The organism is Lactobacillus nasalidis (genome assembly GCF_016587775.1).
Lineage (GTDB): Bacteria > Bacillota > Bacilli > Lactobacillales > Lactobacillaceae > Lactobacillus > Lactobacillus nasalidis.
In genome coordinates this window covers 1-228 of the sequence record NZ_BOCG01000429.1, presented here as the reverse complement: position 1 = coordinate 228, position 228 = coordinate 1, and the positions used below count along the sequence as shown (strand labels likewise).

The 228-nt window shown below is 47.8% G+C and carries 1 tRNA gene; it reads right to left on the bottom strand.

Annotated elements, in window-relative coordinates:
• Positions 1-125 precede the first annotated feature (125 nt).
• Positions 126-199, bottom strand: a tRNA-Ile gene (locus tag lacNas_RS07950).
• Positions 200-228 lie beyond the last annotated feature (29 nt).

Genomic DNA, 228 nt, shown 5'->3' with positions numbered 1-228 from the left:
CGAACCGATGACCTCCTGCTTGCAAAGCAGGTGCTCTCCCAGCTGAGCTATGCCCCCGTAAATATCAACTTTTAAGATGTTACTCCATCTTGCCCGAAATGTAAAGAGCAATCTTCACATTTCAATGGGCCTGGATGGACTTGAACCATCGACCTCACGCTTATCAAGCGTGCGCTCTAACCAGCTGAGCTACAGGCCCAAGTACTTATTGTTGGTACTCTCAAAACT